The 14,184-nt window shown below is 62.0% G+C and carries 13 protein-coding genes; 3 read left to right on the top strand and 10 right to left on the bottom strand.

Annotation, left to right across the window (positions count from 1 at the left end; translation table 11 throughout):
- The first annotated feature begins 66 nt into the window (after positions 1-66).
- The 3 genes from dnaX to recR all read left to right on the top strand — a co-directional run bounded on the left by dnaX (position 67) and on the right by recR (position 3,278).
- Positions 67-2,124, top strand: a complete 2,058-nt coding sequence (dnaX, locus tag N4Q37_RS02255) for a DNA polymerase III subunit gamma/tau (RefSeq protein ID WP_260954959.1) — start codon at positions 67-69, stop codon at positions 2,122-2,124.
- A 63-nt stretch (positions 2,125-2,187) separates the two neighbouring features.
- Complete coding sequence (locus N4Q37_RS02250) at positions 2,188-2,526, top strand: YbaB/EbfC family nucleoid-associated protein (RefSeq protein ID WP_003183512.1); 339 nt, start codon at positions 2,188-2,190, stop codon at positions 2,524-2,526.
- A gap of 149 nt (positions 2,527-2,675) precedes the next feature.
- Entirely contained in the window at positions 2,676-3,278 is a 603-nt protein-coding gene (recR, locus tag N4Q37_RS02245; RefSeq protein WP_260954956.1) for a recombination mediator RecR, read from the top strand.
- Between the two features lie 79 nt (positions 3,279-3,357).
- On the opposite strand, the gene N4Q37_RS02240 is transcribed toward recR, so the two are convergent.
- The 10 genes from N4Q37_RS02240 to N4Q37_RS02195 form a co-directional block, all read right to left on the bottom strand.
- Positions 3,358-3,906: an adenine phosphoribosyltransferase gene (locus N4Q37_RS02240; protein ID WP_041020481.1), complete on the bottom strand. Its 549-nt coding sequence runs from the start codon at positions 3,904-3,906 to the stop codon at positions 3,358-3,360.
- An 82-nt stretch (positions 3,907-3,988) separates the two neighbouring features.
- Positions 3,989-4,723, bottom strand: a complete 735-nt coding sequence (gene fnr / locus N4Q37_RS02235) for a fumarate/nitrate reduction transcriptional regulator Fnr (protein WP_260954954.1) — start codon at positions 4,721-4,723, stop codon at positions 3,989-3,991.
- 96 nt (positions 4,724-4,819) lie between these two features.
- Positions 4,820-6,202, bottom strand: a complete 1,383-nt coding sequence (gene hemN / locus N4Q37_RS02230) for an oxygen-independent coproporphyrinogen III oxidase (RefSeq protein ID WP_260954953.1) — start codon at positions 6,200-6,202, stop codon at positions 4,820-4,822.
- Positions 6,203-6,559: 357 nt separating this feature from the next.
- The gene (locus tag N4Q37_RS02225; protein ID WP_260954952.1) at positions 6,560-7,243 is read right to left on the bottom strand and encodes a sulfite exporter TauE/SafE family protein; all 684 of its coding nucleotides are present in this window, start codon (positions 7,241-7,243) and stop codon (positions 6,560-6,562) included.
- A complete protein-coding gene (gene ccoS / locus N4Q37_RS02220; protein ID WP_260954951.1) occupies positions 7,236-7,454 on the bottom strand; it encodes a cbb3-type cytochrome oxidase assembly protein CcoS in 219 nt (72 codons plus the stop codon). Before ccoS ends, N4Q37_RS02225 begins: the two co-directional genes overlap by 8 nt.
- A 24-nt stretch (positions 7,455-7,478) precedes the next feature.
- Positions 7,479-9,929, bottom strand: coding sequence for a heavy metal translocating P-type ATPase (locus N4Q37_RS02215; RefSeq protein WP_260954950.1), 2,451 nt, complete (start codon positions 9,927-9,929; stop codon positions 7,479-7,481).
- A 57-nt stretch (positions 9,930-9,986) separates the two neighbouring features.
- On the bottom strand, positions 9,987-10,526 hold the full coding sequence (locus N4Q37_RS02210; protein ID WP_260954949.1) for a FixH family protein: 540 nt from the start codon (positions 10,524-10,526) through the stop codon (positions 9,987-9,989).
- Positions 10,527-10,537: 11 nt separating this feature from the next.
- The gene (gene ccoG, locus N4Q37_RS02205) at positions 10,538-11,953 is read right to left on the bottom strand and encodes a cytochrome c oxidase accessory protein CcoG (protein WP_260954948.1); all 1,416 of its coding nucleotides are present in this window, start codon (positions 11,951-11,953) and stop codon (positions 10,538-10,540) included.
- 402 nt (positions 11,954-12,355) lie between these two features.
- Entirely contained in the window at positions 12,356-12,679 is a 324-nt protein-coding gene (locus N4Q37_RS02200; protein WP_260954947.1) for a 3-hydroxydecyl-ACP dehydratase, read from the bottom strand.
- A gap of 11 nt (positions 12,680-12,690) precedes the next feature.
- Positions 12,691-14,184 (bottom strand): RHS repeat domain-containing protein (locus tag N4Q37_RS02195; protein WP_260954945.1); only part of this gene is annotated, 1,494 nt, incomplete at its 5' end.

The following is a 14,184-nucleotide window of genomic DNA, read 5'->3' as shown; positions in this document are numbered from 1 at the left end:
GGATGCAATTTCGGCCTTGCTCCGCTAGCATTAGCCGCTTCTGTTCCTTCGTTGCGACGGTTTTCGATGAGTTATCAGGTTCTTGCACGTAAATGGCGTCCGCGCTCGTTCCGCGAAATGGTCGGCCAGACCCATGTGCTCAAGGCTCTGATCAATGCCTTGGACAGCCAGAGGCTGCACCACGCCTATCTGTTCACCGGCACCCGCGGCGTGGGCAAGACTACCATTGCGCGGATCATCGCCAAGTGCCTGAACTGCGAAACCGGCATTACCTCGGCGCCGTGCGGTGAATGTTCGGTCTGCCGGGAGATCGACGAGGGGCGTTTCGTCGACCTGATCGAGATCGACGCCGCCAGTCGCACCAAGGTCGAAGACACCCGCGAACTGCTCGATAACGTGCAGTACGCCCCGAGCCGTGGGCGCTTCAAGGTCTACCTGATCGACGAAGTGCACATGCTCTCCAGCCATTCCTTCAATGCGCTGCTCAAGACCCTCGAAGAGCCGCCGCCCTACGTCAAGTTCATCCTGGCGACCACCGATCCGCAGAAGCTTCCTGCAACGATTCTCTCCCGCTGCCTGCAGTTCTCCTTGAAGAACATGACGCCGGAGCGGGTCGTCGAGCATTTGACCCATGTGTTGAGTGTCGAGAACGTGCCGTTCGAAGATGACGCGCTGTGGCTGCTGGGCCGGGCTGCCGACGGTTCGATGCGCGACGCCATGAGCCTGACCGACCAGGCCATTGCCTTCGGTGAGGGCAGGGTCCTGGCGGCCGATGTGCGGGCCATGCTCGGGACTCTCGATCACGGCCAGGTCTACGACGTGCTGCATGCGTTGATCGAAGGCGACGCCAAGGCGCTGCTCGAGGCCGTGCGTCGCCTGGCCGAACAGGGGCCGGACTGGAATGGCGTGCTTTCGGAGATGCTCAACGTGTTGCACCGTGTCGCCATCGCCCAGGCGTTGCCGGAGGGTGTCGACAACGGTCATGGCGACCGTGAGCGCGTGCTGGCCCTGGCCCAGGCGCTGCCGGCCGAGGATGTGCAGTTCTATTACCAGATGGGCCTGATCGGCCGTCGCGACCTGCCTTTGGCACCGGATCCGCGTGGTGGTTTTGAAATGGTGCTGCTGCGGATGCTGGCGTTCCGGCCAGCCGACACGGCGGACGCCCCGAGGCAAACGCTAAAGCCAGTGGGGATCAGCCAGGCCACAGCTGATTCCGCCAAGCCAGTGGCTGCCGCGCCCGTCGTTGCGCCGGCAGTGGCTCCAGCGCCCATCGCGCCGATGCCTGTGGCGCAGCCGGCTCCGGCGCCTATTGTCGCAGTCCCTGAGCCCGAGCCGCTTCCCGAGCCTGCGGCCGAAGAAGTCATTGATCTGCCCTGGAACGACCCGGTCGAGCCCGAGGTCGTCCAGCAGCCGCGCGTCGAACCTGTGTTGGAAACGGCCGCCGAGCAGCCCGACCTGCCGCCAATGCCTCTGCCGACCCCTGACAGCGTGGTACCCGATGCGCCTGAGTGGGTCGCCGCGCCGATGCCCGAGCCGACCGTGGCCGACGTCGATGCTGCCACGCCGGGCATGGACCTGGACGATGAGCCACCGCTGGACGAGGATTACATCGAGCCAGACATGGATTCGGCCTACAGCTATCTGGACGACCTGGCCAGCGAGCACGCTGTCGAGCCGGCTGCGGAGCCTGAGCCGGAGCCCGCGGCGATGCCCGCCACCGGGCTGGCGTTGCAATGGCTGGAACTGTTTCCGAAACTGCCGATCAGCGGCATGACCGGCAGTATTGCCGCCAACTGCACGTTGATCGCCGTGGAGGGCGATCACTGGTTGCTGCACCTGGACCCGGCCCACAGCGCACTGTTCAACTCGACCCAGCAGCGACGCCTCAACGAAGCGTTGAACCAGTACCATCAGCGCACCCTGACCTTGAACATCGAGCTGATCAAGCCTGAGCAGGAGACCCCGGCCCAGGCCGCGTCCCGTCGTCGTGCCGACCGTCAGCGCGAGGCCGAGGAGTCGATTCACAGTGATCCGTTCATCCAGCAGATGATGCAACAGTTCGGCGCCGTGGTCCGTCACGATACTATCGAACCTGTCGAGGCCCCGGTGAGCCACGGCTCATAATTGAAGGCGTCGGGCCGAGCAGGCCGGCGCGTTGTTTATCCAAGTACTTTCGAGGTGATTCCCATGATGAAAGGTGGCATGGCCGGCCTGATGAAGCAGGCGCAGCAAATGCAGGAAAAAATGGCCAAGATGCAGGAAGAGCTGGCCAACGCCGAAGTCACCGGCAAGTCCGGCGGCGACATGGTGACCGTGGTCATGACCGGTCGCCACGACATCAAGCGTGTCAGCATCGATCCAAGCGTGGTCGAAGGCCTGAGCGAAGACGACAAGGAAATGCTCGAGGCGCTGTTCGCCGCTGCCGTCAACGACGCGGTGCGCAAGATCGAAGCCAACAGCCAGGACAAGATGTCCGGCATGACCGCCGGCATGCAGTTGCCTCCGGGCATGAAGCTGCCGTTCTGATTCGCCATCCCGTTCGGGAGGGCTATATACAATGCCAGGCATCGCGCCTGGCATTTTTGTTTATGCCTCGGGAGCAGGCCCGAATATTTGACGCTGCCCGGAGGCGCGGGTATAAACCGCGTCTCGTTGTCATGTCGGACATTTCCTCGATGAGCTTCAGCCCTTTGATTCGCCAACTGATCGATGCCCTGCGAACGTTGCCGGGTGTGGGTCAGAAAACAGCCCAGCGCATGGCGTTGCAATTGCTCGAGCGGGATCGCAGTGGCGGTTCGCGCCTGGCCCAGGCCTTGAGCCAGGCCATGGAAGGGGTAGGCCATTGCCGTTTGTGCCGCACCCTCACCGAAGAGGACCTCTGCCCGCAATGCGCCGACGCGCGTCGCGACGACAGCCTCTTGTGCGTCGTGGAAGGGCCGATGGATGTGTATGCCGTGGAGCAGACCGGTTTTCGGGGTCGTTACTTCGTGCTCAAGGGGCATCTGTCGCCGCTCGACGGCCTGGGGCCGGAGGCCATCGGCATTCCTCAGCTGATGACGCGGATCGAGGAGGCGGGCACCTTCTCGGAAGTCATCTTGGCCACCAACCCGACGGTCGAAGGCGAAGCCACTGCCCACTACATCGCCCAGTTGCTGAGCGACAAGGGCCTGATCGTCTCCCGCATCGCCCATGGCGTGCCGCTGGGTGGAGAGCTTGAACTGGTGGATGGCGGGACGCTGGCGCATTCGTTTGCCGGGCGCAAGCCGATCACTTTGTAATCCACGCTCCCCAAAAAACCAACCCCTTGTGGGAGCGAGCCGGTTCGCTTCCACAAGGGGTTGTGTTCATGGGTGAGCGTTATCGTTCGCTGAGAGAGAACTGTGTCAGGCAGAACGTGGGAATGCCCATGTCTTCCAGGCGCTGCGAGCCCAGCAGTTCCGGCAAGTCGATGATCGCTGCCGCTTCATGGACCTTGGCGCCCATGCGGCGGATCAGGTTGGCGGCGGCGATCAGCGTGCCGCCAGTGGCGATCAGGTCATCGAACATCACCACCGAATCGCCCTCGCACAGGCTGTCGGCGTGCACTTCAAGGAAGGCTTCGCCGTATTCGGTCTGGTAACCCTCGGCCAGTACGTCCGCAGGCAGCTTGCCTTGCTTGCGGAACAGCACCAACGGCTTGTTCAGCTGGTAGGCCAGGATCGAACCGATCAGGAACCCCCGCGCGTCCATCGCGCCGATGTGCGTGAACTCGGCCTCGACGTAGCGGTGGGCGAAACTGTCCATCACCAGGCGCAGGGCCGTTGGCGATTGGAACAGTGGGGTAATGTCGCGAAAGATCACGCCAGGCTTGGGGAAATCGATCACGGGGCGGATCAGGGATTTGATGTCGAAGGAGTCGAAGACCATCGTGGAGGTGTCCTGGCAGGGCTGCAAACGCGGCAGTATAGCGCGGCCAGGACGGAGTCGTCCCTCGACCGCGCAGGTGTAATCAGCCTTCGAGCGAACCGCCGGCCAGGGCGCAGAGCTGGATCGGGTCGATGATGCGGATTTCCTTGCCTTCGGCGGCGATCAGTTCGTTTTGCTGGAAGCGGGTGAACACTCGGGACACGGTTTCTACCGCCAGGCCCAGATAGTTGCCGATCTCGTTGCGCGACATGCTCAGGCGGAACTGGTTGGCCGAGAAGCCACGGGCGCGGAAGCGTGCCGAAAGGTTGACCAGGAAGGTGGCGATGCGTTCGTCGGCGGTTTTTTTCGAGAGCAACAGCATCATCTGCTGGTCATCGCGGATTTCCCGGCTCATCACACGCATCAACTGACGGCGCAACTGTGGCAACTGCAGTGCCAGTTCATCGAGGCGTTCGAAGGGAATTTCGCACACTGATGTGGTTTCCAGCGCCTGTGCCGAGACTGGATGACTCTCGGTGTCCATGCCCGACAGGCCGACCAGTTCGCTGGGCAAATGGAAGCCTGTGAGCTGCTCCTCGCCGCTGTCGCTCAGGTTGAAGGTCTTCAAGGCGCCCGAGCGCACGGCATACACCGAATCGAAGGCGTCGCCCTGACGGAACAGGAACTCACCTTTTTTCAGCGGGCGGCCTCGTTTGACGATTTCATCCAGCGCATCCATGTCTTCCAGATTCAACGAAAGTGGCAGGCAAAGGGGCGCCAGACTGCAATCCTTGCAGTGAGCCTGACTGTGGGAGCGCAATTTGGCGGGCTCGGACATTTCTTTAATCCTTGTGGGAAAAAACACGCATGGGGCGTAAGGGTAACCCAGCGCAGGGAGTCCGGCCAGTACGGTTTGATCGTCAAATTGTCGCGCTTAGACCGCGTGGAAGAAGCGCTGTCGGTCATGCTGGTCCAGATAGGCATCGAAGACCCTGCAGACCGAACGCACCAGCAGGCGTCCGGCAGGCCGTACCGTGATGTGGGTATCCTGGAGTTCGATCAATCCGTCTTCGGCCATGACCTGTAGCTGCGGCCACAGGGCGGCGAAATAACCACGAAAATCGATATTAAAGGCTCGCTCGATATCGCCAAAAGGCAAGTGGAAGTGACAGATCAACTGCTGGATCACCGCGCGCCGCACGCGGTCGTCGGCATTGCACAGCCACCCACAGCTGGTCGCCAGTTGCCCATCGGCCAAGGTGTTCTGGTAATGGGCCAGGTCGCTGCTGTTCTGGCAGTACACATCACCGATCTGGCTGATGGCGGATACGCCGAGGCCGATCAGGTTACAGTGGCCGTGGGTGGTATAGCCCTGGAAGTTGCGTTGCAGGACGCCTTCTTCCTGGGCGATCGCCAGGTCGTCGTCGGGCAGGGCGAAGTGATCCATGCCAATGTAGCGATAACCAGCGGCGGTCAGTTGTTCGAGGGTGCCTTGAAGCATCGCCAGTTTCTGTTCGGGGTTCGGCAGTTCCTGGCTGTTGATGCGCCGCTGGGGCTGGAAGCGTTCTGGCAAGTGAGCGTAGTTGAACACCGAAAGGCGGTCCGGCTGCAGCTGGATGACCTCCTCGATGGTGCGGGCAAAGCTTTCCGGGGTCTGCCTGGGCAAGCCATGGATCAGGTCGATGTTGATCGAGCGGAACTGCAGGGTCCGGGCGGCGTCGATCACGGCGCGTGTCTCGTCCAGGCTTTGCAGGCGGTTGACCGCGCGCTGGACGGCCGAATCCAGGTCTTGCAGGCCGATGCTGACCCGATTGAAGCCCAGTTCGCGCAACAGGCCCATGGTCGACCAGTCGGCTTCGCGCGGGTCGATTTCTATGCTGTAGTCGCCGGAGTCGTCATCGCGCAGGTTCAGGTCCTTGCGCAACCTGGCCATCAACTGACGCAGTTCGTCGTGGCTGAGGAAGGTCGGGGTGCCGCCGCCCAGGTGCAATTGTTCGACGCGTTGGGTCGGGTCCAGGTGGCAGCCGATCAGTTGGATTTCCTGCTCCAGGCGTTGCAGGTAGGCGTGGGCACGGCCGCGGTCCTTGGTGATGACCTTGTTGCAGGCACAGTAGTAGCAAATGTTCGCGCAGAAAGGGATGTGTACGTACAACGACAGCGGTCGCCCGGCCTTGCGGCTTTCGCGCAGGGCGTGGAGCAGGTCGAAGGCGCCCACTTGGCTGCCGAATTGCGCTGCAGTTGGGTACGAGGTGTAGCGTGGTCCCGCCAGGTCGTAGCGGCGGATCAGGTCTGGGTCCCAACGAATGGCGTCGAGCATGCGGGCATTCCCCGGATAGGCTGGCATGAGCGCGAGTCTAGGGGCGTAGGCGCGGGGTGGTTTTGATTTGTGTCAACGGGGGTGGGGACAAGGCCAGGGCCAGTCTGGCCTGTGGGAGCAAAGCTTGCACGCGATGACGGCAGCACAGCCGACCTCGATGCCAGAAGACCCACCGCCATCGCGAGCAAGCTTTGCTCCCACAGGTTTTCCGGGTGCTCCCAGATCCGGAGTCCACCCAGGTCCGCTGTGGGAGCAACGCTTGCGCGCGATGACGGCGGCATATTCAACAAGGATGTCAACTGACCCACCGCTGTCGCGAGCAAGCTTGGCCCCCACAGTTGATTGAGGGCTACTGGGTCAATGCCCCATGAGCCAGTGCTGATGCGGTCCCGGCAGGGTCCAGATCCCGAAAACGATCACCAACAACCCACCGGCCATGCGCACGCTGCGCTTGCGCAACAGGGCGGTGATGCGTTCGGCGGCCAGGCCGGTGGCGAGCAGCACGGGCCAGGTGCCGAGGCCGAAGGCGAGCATCAGCAGCGCGCTGTCCAGCGCATTACCCTGGCTGGCGGACCACAGCAGGGTGCTGTAGACCAACCCGCACGGCAACCAGCCCCACAGGCCGCCGAGCAGCAAGGCCCGGGGCAGGCTCGACACCGGCAGCAAGCGGTTGGCGACTGGCTGGATATGCCGCCACAAGCCGCGACCGACACCTTCGATGCGGGTCAGGCCGCTCCACCAACCCGCCAGGTACAAGCCCATGGCGATCAACAGCAAGCCGGCCAGCACCCGCATGATCATCGCCGCCGGGCTGTTGGCGACGGCCCAGCCCGCCAGGCCGATCAGCAAGCCGGCGGTGGCGTAGCTCAGGATCCGCCCCAGGTTGTACGCCAGCAGCAGTCGCAAGCGCCGGTTGCGCTGTTCCTTGGGAATCGCCAGGGTCAGGGCGCCCATCAGGCCGCCGCACATGCCAAGGCAATGGCCGCCACCCAACAGACCGAGGATGAGCGCCGAAACCAACAGAGGCGCCAGATCAAGCATGGGGCGGCGCCTTGTCGTCCGGGCCACGGGCTTCGCCACTGGCTTCGTCCACGGCCGCCTTGTGGTTGGGGTCTTGATCGTCGAACAGGATGCTGTGGGCCGGGCCGTCGAGGTCGTCGTACTGGCCGCTGTCCACGGCCCAGAAGAAAATGTAGACGGCGATGCCTACGATCAGCAGGGCAGCCGGGATCATCACGTAAAGAGCTGGCATGTCGTAACTCCATGCCCGCGCGGCTCAGGCCGGCAGCGGACGGGTATCGGGCGTGGCGTCGAGCGCCTGTGTCTTGGGCTGGCGAGTCAGCCTCAGGGCATTCAACACCACGGTCAACGAACTGATGGACATGCCGACCGCCGCCCATACGGGTGTGATCCAGCCGAGGGCGGCGAACGGCAACATGAGGCCATTGTACAGCCCCGCCCACACCAGGTTCTCAATGATCACCCGACGCGTGCGGCGAGCGAGCTTGAAGGCGTGGATCAAGGCGTCGAGTCGGTTGGACAGCAGCACCGCGTCGGCGCTGGTTTTGGCCAGGTCGGTGGCCGAGCCCATGGCGACGCTGATGTCCGCCGCCGCCAACACCGGCACGTCGTTCACGCCGTCACCGAGCATCAGCACTTTGCGGCCTTGCTGGTGCAACGCCTGGAGCACGGCCAGCTTGTCGTCCGGGCGCAAGCCACCCCGGGCTTCGTCGATGCCCAGCTCGGCGGCAACACTGGCGACCATCGGCGAGCTGTCACCTGACAGCAACAGCGTTTTCCAGCCCCGTGCCTTGCAGGCCGCCAACAGCATTGGCGCATCGCTGCGCAAACGGTCGTCGAGGACGAACCAGGCCAACGGCCCGCGATCATCACCCAGCAACAGCCACTGCCCGGGTTCGTCCGGCATCGCTGGTACCGCGGCACCACTGAGTGCACAAACGAAGCCAGGCTGGCCGATGCGCAGGGGCTGCTCGCCCACCAAGCCTTCGAGCCCCAGCCCAGGGCTGCTCTGCACTTGCTCGGCGGCCAATGGCGCGCGGCCAAAGGCGCGGGCGATGGGGTGTTCGGAGCGGTTTTCCAAAGCGGCGGCCAAGCCCAGGCATTGCTCGCTGTCCAGTGCTGCCAGTGACCGAATGCTGCGCAGCGCCAGGCGGCCTTCGGTGAGGGTGCCGGTCTTGTCGAAAATCACCGTGTCAATCTGGTTCAGGCCTTCCAGTACATGGCCTCGGGTCAGCAGCAGGCCGAGCTTGTGCAGGGTGCCAGTGGCGGCGGTGAGGGCGGTCGGCGTTGCCAGGGACAGCGCACAAGGGCAGGTGGCGACCAGCATCGACAATACGATCCAAAACGCCCGGGAGGCATCCAGTTGCCACCACAACAGGCCGATGGCCGCCGCCGCGACCAAAGAGAACAGCAGGAACCATTGCGCGGCCCGGTCGGCGATTTCCGCCAGTCGCGGCTTCTCGGCCTGGGCCCGCTCCAACAGTCGCACGATGGCCGACAGGCGGGTGTCTTGGCCGAGGGCCAGCACCTCGACCGTCAAGGCCCCTTCGACGTTCAGGGTGCCCGCCGTGACTGCGTCGCCCACTTGGCGCGGTTGTGGCAGGTATTCGCCGGTCAGCAATGATTCGTCGATGCTGGACTGCCCATCGAGGATCTTGCCATCCGCCGGCAGGACCGCTCCGGGATGCACCAGCACCCGGTCGCCAGTACGCAACTCGCTGAGCAGGATGCGTTCGCTCTGGCCGTTGTCCTCCAGGCGCAGGCACGAGGCCGGCAACAAGTTGACCAGTTGTGCTGTGGCAGCCGCGGTGCGCTCCCGGGCCCGGCGCTCCAGGTAGCGACCGGTCAGCAGAAACAGGGCGAACATGCCTACGGCATCGAAATACAACTCGCCGACGCCGGTGATCGATGTCCAGATCCCGGCGACGTAAGCGCTGCCGATCGCCAGGGACACGGAAACGTCCATGGTCAGGTGGCGGGTGCGCAGATCACGCATGGCGCCCTTGAAGAATGGCGCGCAGCTGTAGAACACGATTGGCGTGGTCAGGAACAGGGCGACCCAGCGCAGGATGGTGTGCATCTGCGGGCTCAGGTCGATGTTGAATTCCGGCCAGGTGGCCATGGTCGCCATCATCGCCTGGAACCACAACAGTCCGGCCACGCCCAGTTGACGCAGGGCCAGGCGGTTCTGCGCAGCCAGTTGCTCGCAGGCCTGGTCGGCCTGGTACGGGTGGGCGACGTAGCCGATCTGGCGCAATTCGGCGAGCAGGGTGCTCAGCGGCAACTGGGCGTCGGCCCAACGCACTTGCAGGCGATGGTTGGAAAGGTTCAACCGCGCCTCGGCCACGGCCGGCAGGCTGCGCAGCTGTTTTTCGATCAACCAGCCGCAGGCGGCGCAACTGATGCCTTCCATCAGCAGGGTGGTTTCGGCCAGCTCGCCCTCGTGGCGTACGAACGACTGTTGCACGTCTGGACGGTCGTACAGGGCCAGTTCATCCGTCAATTGGACAGGCAGGGTTTCAGGGTTGGCCGACGCTTCACTGCGATGCAGGTAATAACTTTCCAGGCCGCCCGCGACAATGGCCTCTGCCACCGCCTGGCAGCCCGGGCAGCACAGCTCGCGGGTTTCACCCAGGACAACGGCGGTGAAGCGACTGCCCGGGGGGACGGGCAGGGCGCAGTGGTAGCAGGGCTGGGGAGTGGTCATAGTTGTGGCTTGAAGGCTTTTGGCTTATGGAGCTTGCTATAAGGGTGAGGAAGCCGCTTATTTTTTCAGGTCCTCAGCACCTTGCAGCGGTTCATCGCCCAACAGGATGTCCTGGCCGTGGTTGACCTGTTCCTCTTCGAACAGGCGCCAGGTCTTGCCGTTTTCCACACCCAGCAGCTCGACGAAACGCCGGCCTTCGATCTTGTCCACCAATTGCCCGACGTACCGCCCCGGCTCGCTGTCATTGCGAGCCAGGACAATCTTGCGGTCCTTCTCCGGCTGGGTCGGCGAGATCAGGTTCAACTCCAGGGTCTGCGGCCGGCTGTTGCCGCTCAGGCGCAGGTTCACTTCGCCAGTGACCTCGTCCAATTGCACGTTGGCATGCAGTTGCAGGCTCTGGCCCAGTAGCTCGCGTTCCAAAGAGCGGTTGATGCCCTTGCCGGCCTCGTAGTAATTGTCGTTGACCAGATTGTCCGGGTTATTCACCGCGATGGTCACCATCGACAGGCTCAGCACGACCGAGCAGGTCAGGATCCCGATGATGATCCATGGCCAGAGGTGCTTGTACCAAGGGCTGGTGGCGGTTGCTGCAGGCATGTTCTGTTCTCTCAACGCGTTTGCGGGCCGATGAACCGGCTCTTGGCTTCGACATGGACGCTGCTGTCATCGGCATCCTTGAGGACGAACGTCACCTCGTTGGTGCTCGACGGCAGTTGGTCCGGTGCAATGGACAGTTCAACCGGCTGGCTGAAGATGTCTCCGGCCGCGACCTTGATTTCCCGCCGGCCTTGCAGCTTGAGGTCGGGCAAGCCAGTGGCGTCCAGCAGGTAGGTATGGTCGCGCTGGTCCTTGTTCATGATCTTCAGGCTGTAGACGTTCTCGATCCGGCCTTCGGCATTCTCGCGATACAGCACGCGGTCCTTGCTGACGTCGAACCCTACCAGTGAGCGCATGAAGAACGCGGTCACCAGCAAGCTGATCATCGTCAGCAGCACCAGGGCGTAGCCGATCAGGCGTGGGCGCAGTTTATGGGTTTTCTGCCCCGACAGGTTATGTTCGGTGGTGTAGCTGATCAGGCCCCGTGGGTAATCCATCTTGTCCATGATGTTGTCGCAGGCGTCGATGCAGGCCGCGCAGCCGATGCATTCGATCTGCAAGCCATCGCGGATGTCGATGCCGGTGGGGCAGACCTGGACGCACATGGTGCAGTCGATGCAATCCCCCAGGCCCTGGGCCTTGTAATCGATGCCCTTTTTGCGCGGACCCCGGTTTTCGCCGCGACGTGGGTCGTAGGAAACGATCAGCGTGTCCTTGTCGAACATCACGCTTTGAAAGCGGGCGTAAGGGCACATGTAGATGCACACTTGCTCACGCAGCCAGCCGGCGTTGCCGTAAGTGGCAAGGGTGAAGAAACCGATCCAGAAATACGACCAGCCATCGGCCTGGCCGGTAAAGAACTCGAATATCAGCTCGCGGATCGGCGTGAAGTAACCGACGAAGGTCATGCCGGTGACGAAGCCGATCAGCAGCCATAGGCTGTGCTTGGCGAACTTGCGCAGGAATTTGTTGGCGCTCATGGGCGCCTTGTCGAGCTTGATGCGCTGGTTGCGGTCGCCTTCGGTGACCTTCTCGCACCACATGAAGATCCAGGTCCACACGCTTTGCGGGCAGGTGTAACCGCACCAGACTCGTCCGGCATAGACGGTAATGAAAAACAGGCCAAACGCCGCAATGATCAGCATGCCGGACAGCAGGATGAAGTCCTGGGGCCAGAAGGTCGCGCCGAAAATGAAGAACTTGCGTTCCGGCAGGTTCCACCAGACGGCCTGATGACCGCCCCAGTTCAACCAGACCGTACCGAAATACAACAGGAACAAGAACGCACCGCCGAGCATTCGCAGGTTGCGAAACAGCCCAGTGAAGGCGCGGGTGTAGATTTTTTCCCGAGAGGCATACAGGTCGACGCTTTTGTTGGCGTCTTTGGCAGGCGGGGTAACGTCATGTACCGGAATCTGATTACTCATCAATTGCATCCCACGGCAGTGGAAAAGTGCCGAGGCCAGTACGTGCCGACCGCGGTCAGAAGGGGTGTTGCAGTGGCGCAATGATACGCCTGTCGCTCTAGCTCAAGGGTGCGACCTTTGGTCGCGTTGGGGGCATGCATAGAATGGTGTATCGGATGTAACAATTCATGATCTGGATCAATTGACTATAGACAGTCCATGGCGTTGCTGGTCCCTTTGGTGACGTCAACTCGAAGAGCAGGAACCTGAACATGTGGTTCTTTGTTGTTCGTCGGCGGTTGTCGATCTTGAGTAGGTAGCCAAGGCGTGAAAAGACCAGAAGCAGGGCATAGGCTCTGTATGAAAAGCCTTGATACTCGGTGATGCTGCGTTGAAAACAGCCATTTAGGTACCGGGCGTCCTTTACCAGTCTGAGAGTTCGCCGTCTTCATCCGTTATCAAAATCCTGGTGTGTGATCTGATCCACTCAAAAAGGATGGAAAGGTCTCGTTCGATACTTTTCGGATGAGCACTGATCTCCAGAAAAATACGTTCCTTTTCCAAGAATAAGCGTACATCGAAGCTCCAATCGTCTGGACCTCTGGGCTCGGTGCCGGTCAAGCGGAGCTCGTTCGGCTCGAAAGATCCGGTAAAGGTATCAAGACCGGTGATTGTCTGCGTGACCTCTTCCAAGTGAGTCGCATACCAGTGTTTGTCTTCAAAAGACAGTATGAATTCTGCTGACATAGTCGTGGCCTCTAACTGCCGTGCGGTCTGCCCGATACTGTTGGGTAGTCGGGTGGGTTTCGCATCCCGATGTGTGCTGGCGCGGAATGAGTGCTGACAGCGGTTTTTCCGTCGTTGGCTAGTTCAGTTGTGCCTGGGTTGCCGTGTCGACCCAAGGATTTGTGGCTGTGGGCATTGTTCGATCCTTTAAAGGGGGTAGGGTTTGTATTCCCATAGGCATGAATTTGTACTTCTGAACCATCGGCATGTACCCAGCGCTGGTTCCTGGTATTTGCGGGGTTGGTTCGGGTGTAGCCGTTTTGCCGAAGGATTTTCTCCACCTGTGACACGGACTTCCCTTTCAGCGACGGTAGCTTGGCCACATTCGGCTTATTGGCAAACCTGCCTCTGGCGTCAATCCATCTTCCTTTTGAGTTTTGTCGGGTAGCAGGGCCACAGGATAGCCCCAGTGGGTCTACCCAGGAGAAAGAGTTAGGGGCGTAGAGATAGAGATTGAACCCACCGGCCAACCCAATCGGATCCGGCGTCGTAAACCTTCCGACATCCGGATCGTAAAATCTGAACGTATTGAAATGCAGCCCCGTCTCCCGGTCCAGGTACTGCCCCTGGAACCGCAGGTTCTGCTCTTCGATGTAGTACGCCTCGCGCACTTCTTCCAGCGTGTTGCCCCACACTCGATACGTCGCCTGCCAGACGTGGTGGCCGTCGGCTTCGGTGAGTTGCTCCGGCAGGCCGTTGAGGTCGTTGTGGTAGTAGCGGATTTTTTGCAGTGGGCCGCTGCCGTCGACGCGGGCGAGGGGTTCGTAGCCGTTGTCTTCGTAGAGATAGAGGCTGGTTTGCTGGTGGCGATGTTCCTGTAGCAGGCGCAGGCCGTCCCAGGTGAAGCGGGTTTCGCCCAGCGGGTAACCATTGTTGTCGTGTTCGGTTTTGGCGATGCGTCGGCCCAGCGGGTCGTAGGTCATGCGGACCACGCTGCCGTTGTCGTTGCGCACTTCGATCAAGCGGCTTTCGGCATCGTAGGCGAAGCGTTGCAGGCCGCGCTTGGCGCTGCGTTTTTCGATCATCCGGCCGAAGGCGTCGTAGCGGTAGCGCTTGTCCTGGTAGGTCAGCAGTTTGTTGTGCACGACTCGTCCGGCGCCGGTTTGGGGACCGTCCAGCAAGTTGGCGGCGGCGTCGTAGGCGAAGGTTTCGCGCTGGCCGTGCAGGCTGTCCTGGCTGGCAATGATGCGGCCGGTGGCGTCGTAGTGCAGCAACTGGCGGTGCTGCGTAGCGGGTTGTTGGTCGAGTTTGCCGATGAGGTGGTCGGCGGGGTCGTACTCGAAGTGTTTTTGCAGCGCCGCCGGCAGCAGCGAGGGTTGGTTGCTGTGGCGGCGTTGCCGGGCGCGCAGGCGGCCGCTGCGGTCGTATTCGCTGCGGGTGCTGATCTGCCCTTGGGTGCGCAGCACTTCGCGGTGCAGGCGGTCGCGTTCGAAGTCGCTGATGACCTGGCCGTCGAGGTTGATCTG

Origin of the sequence: Pseudomonas citri (assembly GCF_025336485.1) — a bacterium.
Classification (GTDB): domain Bacteria; phylum Pseudomonadota; class Gammaproteobacteria; order Pseudomonadales; family Pseudomonadaceae; genus Aquipseudomonas; species Aquipseudomonas citri.
The sequence above is the reverse complement of the archived record's forward strand: the minus strand, read 5'-3'. Positions and strand labels throughout refer to the sequence as shown.

Excerpts from the sequence above, each read along its gene's own strand:
- N4Q37_RS02240 (WP_041020481.1), bottom strand. The coding sequence starts at position 3,906 with ATGGTCTTCGACTCCTTCGACATCAAATCCCTGATCCGCCCCGTGATC.
- N4Q37_RS02210 (WP_260954949.1), bottom strand. The coding sequence starts at position 10,526 with ATGCCTGCAGCAACCGCCACCAGCCCTTGGTACAAGCACCTCTGGCCA.
- ccoS (WP_260954951.1), bottom strand. The coding sequence starts at position 7,454 with ATGCCAGCTCTTTACGTGATGATCCCGGCTGCCCTGCTGATCGTAGGC.
- N4Q37_RS02225 (WP_260954952.1), bottom strand. The coding sequence starts at position 7,243 with ATGCTTGATCTGGCGCCTCTGTTGGTTTCGGCGCTCATCCTCGGTCTG.
- recR (WP_260954956.1), top strand. The coding sequence starts at position 2,676 with ATGAGCTTCAGCCCTTTGATTCGCCAACTGATCGATGCCCTGCGAACG.
- N4Q37_RS02215 (WP_260954950.1), bottom strand. The coding sequence starts at position 9,929 with ATGACCACTCCCCAGCCCTGCTACCACTGCGCCCTGCCCGTCCCCCCG.
- hemN (WP_260954953.1), bottom strand. The coding sequence starts at position 6,202 with ATGCTCGACGCCATTCGTTGGGACCCAGACCTGATCCGCCGCTACGAC.
- N4Q37_RS02250 (WP_003183512.1), top strand. The coding sequence starts at position 2,188 with ATGATGAAAGGTGGCATGGCCGGCCTGATGAAGCAGGCGCAGCAAATG.
- fnr (WP_260954954.1), bottom strand. The coding sequence starts at position 4,723 with ATGTCCGAGCCCGCCAAATTGCGCTCCCACAGTCAGGCTCACTGCAAG.
- N4Q37_RS02200 (WP_260954947.1), bottom strand. The coding sequence starts at position 12,679 with ATGTCAGCAGAATTCATACTGTCTTTTGAAGACAAACACTGGTATGCG.
- ccoG (WP_260954948.1), bottom strand. The coding sequence starts at position 11,953 with ATGAGTAATCAGATTCCGGTACATGACGTTACCCCGCCTGCCAAAGAC.
- dnaX (WP_260954959.1), top strand. The coding sequence starts at position 67 with ATGAGTTATCAGGTTCTTGCACGTAAATGGCGTCCGCGCTCGTTCCGC.